We start from the raw sequence: 4,784 nt of genomic DNA, 5'->3' as shown, positions 1-4,784 counted from the left end.
ATCACTCATAAAATTGAGTCGAAATGGGTAGGGGTCGGCGCAGCCGAAAGGGCTGATTTTTCGCCGCGCTTGTACCCTTGTTTCTTCCATTTATACCGCTAGGCGCAGTGTGTGAGTAAGCGTAGCGTCCGAACACCGAGCAAGCGGAGAGCCACTTAATGCCTATCTTTGGCACTGTCCCCGTATCTCTATTTCTATTCTTCTTTAGCTCAATTTTTATGCTAATCTAATCACGCGTTTTTGTTTTAAGCCAGCATACACAGAGTGCACTCGCTACGCTCGTTTCTCTGTGAGCTGAAAAGGGCCGCTAACGCCCCCTTTACCCCAGTTAACCACTTCGAGAAGTGACCTCGTTCCGAGCTAACTTCCCTCAGAGGCTAGGAGAATTTTTCGTGGATAAACGAGAGAAGATAATCAAAATCAGAGCAACCGATGATGAGTACGCAGCGTTAATGGAGCGAAGTCCAAAACCTCGACTTGCTGAATGGATGCGTGAATATTGTTTAGGGGCAAAAGTCCCCCGAGCGAATCAAGTTCCCAATGTAGATCCGGCCTTATTGAGACAGCTTTCTGGAATGGGCAATAACTTAAACCAAATTGCACGAGCTATTCATAATCAGGATTGGAAGCCGGTTGATCGCGTTCAAATTATTGCGGTGTTATCGAGTCTTCAGCGTGAACTGAATCTAATGAGGATGGAGAACGCGAAAGATGATAGTTAAATTTCATGCTAGGGGCGCAGGTAGAGGATCGGGACCAGTCGATTATTTGCTAGGAAAAGACCGCGCTCGTGACGGTGCCACTTTAGACCGTGGTGATCCTGATGCTATTCAAGATTTGATTGATTCCAGTCCTTACGCGAAGAAGTACACCTCTGGCGTTTTGTCATTTGAAGAGTCCGACCTTGATCGGACTACTAAAGATAAAATCATGTCGAGTTTCGAGAAAGCATTGTTACCTGGTCTCGATGCGGATCAATATTCTTGTCTTTGGGTTGAACATCGAGACAAGGGACGCTTGGAGCTGAATTTTGTTGTGCCTAATGTTGAACTGTTATCAGGCAAAAGGTTACAGCCCTATTTTGAAAAAGCTGATAAGCCTCGAATTAACGCATGGAAGATTGCAACAAATGCCATTTTAAAACTCCATGACCCTGATGATCCCATCAATAAACGAGAGCTCACTACACCTCGAAATTTGCCTAAGTCAAAGCATGAAGCTGCGAGAGCTATCACTGATGGATTGTTGTCTATTGCAGGAAGTGGAGAGTTGAGCAATAGACAAGATTTGGTGAATGCTCTTGAGGGCGCTGGTTTTTCAGTGGTTAGGCAAAACAAAAAAAGTATTTCCATATCCGATCCAGAAGGTGGTCGAAACCTTCGATTAAAGGGAGTGATTTATGAGCAATCTTTCAAATTTGGCAGCGGACTTCGAGAAGAAATCGAAACTGCAAGCGCACGATACCGAGAAATGTCTCAAGATCGAATTCGAGAGGCACGAGAAGTTTATCGAACAGGTGTTGAGATCAAGCGAGCAGAAAATCAAAGGCGACATTCTCGCCCAAAACCAACGCATGAGCGTATTAGTTTTGAAAAGTTGGCTCTGGATAGTGCTGAGCGTAGTGCTTGTTTTGGTCGCTTGTTCGAGCGTGATTTGGTGGCAGGGAAAGACGATTGTCGAGAATCAATTGGAAATCAGCCAACAGAGCCAGGCGTTAGAAGAACTCAAATCGAAGGGCGGAAAAATTCAGATGAGCACATGTGGCGAGCAGGAACAGCTTTGCATCAAGATCGATCTAGAGGCGAAAAGCTACGGCAACAACGGAGTGTATCCGTGGAAAATACCAAAGGGATATTAATCGATGACGGAATTAGAACAACAGCTATTGAGCGCATTCGACAGTTTGCAGAATCAACACGAGAAGCAACACAAAGACTTTGTAACGTCTTACAACGGGTTAGTACAAATGTTCGAGACTACCTCGAAAGAGAACAACGAACTCCGCCTGCAAGTCAGCAACTTGAGCAGGCAAGTCGAGATCTTGAGCGCGCATCTCCAGCAGTTGGAAAAGCGTTACAACAAGAACAATCGATAGGTCTTGATCGTGAGATCGGTGATCGAGATATGAGTTTGTAAGAAATGGCGCATTGGTTGTATTTAAAGAGCTAAATCAAAGTTGCTTTTTATGCCCTGTAAATTGCTCTGAAAGCGTCACAAACTTACAGCCCCATTTGTGGGTTAGTAGGGCGTAGTAAGTGCTTATAAAGTCTGTCTGGCGCTGCAGATGCGCTCTGATGGGTGTTTCTGATAGTAAACTCGTGCATTTACCATAATAGGAATAATGACTACCGACAGTGTGCATCCCCGGATAATAATTTGCTTTTGTTCACAAAAATTAAATAGCGAGAGTAACCTTACAGGTTTGCTTATGGTTGTTTTTGCTTAATGGTTGAATGTACAGGGCTTTGCCCATATATAAGGGAATGTGATTCTTAAATGTTATTAAGAATAAAAACTTAGAGGTTAGTATGGATAAGTGGGACTTTTATAAAGATAGTGCTGGTAAATGGCGTTGGACGCGAACTGCATCTAATGGAACTATTGTTGGCTCATCTTCTCAAGGATATGTAAACAAGTCTGATTGTGAAGAAAATGCTAGACGTCATGGTTGGAATGGTTAATTTACCATAACGGCACTTAGTGTGAACTCAGGTTTAGACACAAGAACGGCTCCCAATTGGGAGCCGTTCTGCGTTACGGAGTCACGCGATTGATAATAGTAATAATGACCCCGAGACGGAAAGGAACTTTTGATGTGATGTCTTTTTGGCACATGTGTTGACTTTTGTTAATTTATTGTGCTATCATTAAAAATGAAGCTAAAACTTCGCATTTCACCTTCAATACATTCCTCTAGCTCTAAAAAATTAATCAGAGTAGTGGGTGTTTCCAAGTGAACGATTAACCGCAGAAAGTGCGGCAGGAGAAGCCTTATGGGCACATTAACAAATGAAAGAATTACCACTCGGGTAAATTCAGAAACTAAAGAGTTACTTGAAAGGGCGGTGGCGTTATCAGGTTATGCCAGTTTAAATAGTTTTATTGCTAACGCTGCGGTAGCAGAGGCAAAAAGGCTAATTGAGCAGAATATGGTCATAACACTTTGTCAGGAAGATGCTTTGGCTTTTGTCAGCGCATTTGAAAGACCTATGCAAACTAATCACCGTTTCCTTAAGGCAGCTCGTAAATACAAGGAAACTATAACTAATGAGAATTTCAGCACTAGATAAAAACGTACATGACCGAAATAAATTTGATTGCGGCGAACCTGCTCTTAATAACTATCTAAAACAAGTGTCTGGTCAGCATGATAAGAAAGATTTATCACGAACATTTGTCCTAACTTCAGAACAGAATGAATCCCAAATAAAAGGCTTTTATTCTCTTGCTCTTTGTAAAGTTGATTTAAAAGAGCTCCCTCCTGAAATTGCAAAAAAATATCCCACAGAAGTGTATTGCACCTTGCTCGGAAGATTGGCTGTTAACAAGGCTCATCAAAGACAGGGGCTCGGCGAGATGCTGGTTATAGATGCAATAACTAATGCGATTAATTCATCTGACTTGGTTCCAAAACCGATGATTATCGTTGAAGCTAAAAATAAGCCTGCTCATGCCCTTTATGTAGCAATTGGATTCTCACCATTTCCCAACAATCCAAACAAGCTATTCATGTTGCAAAAAGAGGCTGAGAAAATGCTTAGAGAGGCTGGGGTTTTGTAGCTCACTCTAAGTAATATCAATTGTGATAATGACGTTCATTTAACGTAACGGCACTTAGTGCGAAGCCAGATTTAGACACAAGAACGGCTCCCAATTGGGAGCCGTTCTTCGTTGTATAGGGGAACGATTGAACATAATAGGAACTTAACGAACCTTGAAACTCACATATTGTGCCCCATCATATTCTGTTCGTATTAAGCCAAACATAAGGACAGGGTCATGGATCAGCAGTACAGAGCCAGCCGAAAACAGCATGTATCATTTACGCCTGAACATGCGGAAGAGATTAACGAGTCATTTCGAATCATCGAAGAGCATGGCGGTAAGCCTTCTGTGGCTAAGTTTGTAAAAGCGGCCAGCGTAGAGCGCGCCAAAGATGTTCTCGGCAAAGGAAAGAAAAAATGAGTAAGAAAAAGTCGAAACCAGTGCGCATCATCCCTGGTAAAGAATACGCGGTTACATACGGAGTTAACCAGATTAAACTCGTATCTGAGGCAGGTTGTGCTGTAAATGAAACGCCAAAGGATTTCCAAGTGAATGCTGCTCTTGAACGAGCCAGAAAGGTTACTAAACCGTTTAAGTAAATCTTAGATGCCTCATTTCGGGGCGTTTTTTCCCAGCGAAGCTGGCAAACCATTCTGAAAGAAACAATCAAGACAGATTTCCCCAGGTACCTCTGAAATATCTAAGATCATAGAGACAACATGGTAAATTATTTACCATAGATTCCGTAGTAAAAACCCAGATTCAGATACAAAAAAGCCTCCCATATGGGAGGTTTTTTTGTTGGGGAAAGTCATGACCGGTTAAAAGGATCATTGAGATCAATCGCTTTTGGGATTAATCTCTTTCCCTAGATGTGAAAAAACCAGCTTTGGCGAGCTGGCTTTTCGGAATACTTACTAGTTTTGCCGACTGGGTAAGTCCTTTCATGATAGCCATATCACGTAAGCACTTCAAGTACTCCTGCACTCTGTTTGGATTCAAGATGTTTTGGACAGAGC

Annotated in this window: 8 protein-coding genes and 1 pseudogene; all 9 read left to right on the top strand. The window is 42.5% G+C overall.

Going from position 1 to position 4,784, the window contains the following annotated elements; all coding sequences use genetic code 11:
* The first annotated feature begins 392 nt into the window (after positions 1–392).
* The 9 genes and pseudogenes from ACED59_RS24040 to ACED59_RS24000 all read left to right on the top strand — a co-directional run bounded on the left by ACED59_RS24040 (position 393) and on the right by ACED59_RS24000 (position 4,364).
* The gene (locus ACED59_RS24040) at positions 393–722 is read left to right on the top strand and encodes a MobC family plasmid mobilization relaxosome protein (protein WP_371705173.1); all 330 of its coding nucleotides are present in this window, start codon (positions 393–395) and stop codon (positions 720–722) included.
* A pseudogene (locus tag ACED59_RS24035) lies at positions 712–1,026 on the top strand (mobilization relaxase); the annotation flags it as partial. The gene ACED59_RS24040 and the pseudogene ACED59_RS24035, both read left to right, overlap by 11 nt.
* A gap of 373 nt (positions 1,027–1,399) precedes the next feature.
* Positions 1,400–1,858, top strand: coding sequence for an MbeB family mobilization protein (locus tag ACED59_RS24030; RefSeq protein ID WP_371705172.1), 459 nt, complete (start codon positions 1,400–1,402; stop codon positions 1,856–1,858).
* A gap of 3 nt (positions 1,859–1,861) precedes the next feature.
* Entirely contained in the window at positions 1,862–2,095 is a 234-nt protein-coding gene (locus ACED59_RS24025; protein ID WP_371705171.1) for an MbeD family mobilization/exclusion protein, read from the top strand.
* Between the two features lie 433 nt (positions 2,096–2,528).
* Positions 2,529–2,681 (top strand): YegP family protein, encoded by a 153-nt coding sequence (locus ACED59_RS24020; RefSeq protein ID WP_371705176.1) that lies wholly within the window; start codon positions 2,529–2,531, stop codon positions 2,679–2,681.
* Positions 2,682–2,993: 312 nt separating this feature from the next.
* Entirely contained in the window at positions 2,994–3,290 is a 297-nt protein-coding gene (locus tag ACED59_RS24015; RefSeq protein ID WP_115340363.1) for a DUF1778 domain-containing protein, read from the top strand.
* On the top strand, positions 3,268–3,780 hold the full coding sequence (locus tag ACED59_RS24010; RefSeq protein ID WP_136984210.1) for a GNAT family N-acetyltransferase: 513 nt from the start codon (positions 3,268–3,270) through the stop codon (positions 3,778–3,780). The genes ACED59_RS24015 and ACED59_RS24010 overlap by 23 nt, the downstream gene beginning before the upstream one ends.
* A 219-nt stretch (positions 3,781–3,999) precedes the next feature.
* Positions 4,000–4,185, top strand: a complete 186-nt coding sequence (locus tag ACED59_RS24005; RefSeq protein WP_371705175.1) for a hypothetical protein — start codon at positions 4,000–4,002, stop codon at positions 4,183–4,185.
* Positions 4,182–4,364: a hypothetical protein gene (locus tag ACED59_RS24000; protein ID WP_371705174.1), complete on the top strand. Its 183-nt coding sequence runs from the start codon at positions 4,182–4,184 to the stop codon at positions 4,362–4,364. The genes ACED59_RS24005 and ACED59_RS24000 overlap by 4 nt, the downstream gene beginning before the upstream one ends.
* Positions 4,365–4,784 lie beyond the last annotated feature (420 nt).

The organism is Vibrio sp. FF266 (genome assembly GCF_041439695.1).
GTDB lineage: Bacteria > Pseudomonadota > Gammaproteobacteria > Enterobacterales > Vibrionaceae > Vibrio > Vibrio tasmaniensis_A.
This window is presented reverse-complemented; position numbering and strand designations above follow the sequence as displayed.

What these genes read in the sequence shown, in the direction of transcription:
- ACED59_RS24010 (WP_136984210.1), top strand. Translation starts at nt 3,268, where the DNA reads ATGAGAATTTCAGCACTAGATAAAAACGTACATGACCGAAATAAATTT.
- ACED59_RS24025 (WP_371705171.1), top strand. Translation starts at nt 1,862, where the DNA reads ATGACGGAATTAGAACAACAGCTATTGAGCGCATTCGACAGTTTGCAG.
- ACED59_RS24005 (WP_371705175.1), top strand. Translation starts at nt 4,000, where the DNA reads ATGGATCAGCAGTACAGAGCCAGCCGAAAACAGCATGTATCATTTACG.
- ACED59_RS24030 (WP_371705172.1), top strand. Translation starts at nt 1,400, where the DNA reads ATGAGCAATCTTTCAAATTTGGCAGCGGACTTCGAGAAGAAATCGAAA.
- ACED59_RS24000 (WP_371705174.1), top strand. Translation starts at nt 4,182, where the DNA reads ATGAGTAAGAAAAAGTCGAAACCAGTGCGCATCATCCCTGGTAAAGAA.
- ACED59_RS24015 (WP_115340363.1), top strand. Translation starts at nt 2,994, where the DNA reads ATGGGCACATTAACAAATGAAAGAATTACCACTCGGGTAAATTCAGAA.
- ACED59_RS24020 (WP_371705176.1), top strand. Translation starts at nt 2,529, where the DNA reads ATGGATAAGTGGGACTTTTATAAAGATAGTGCTGGTAAATGGCGTTGG.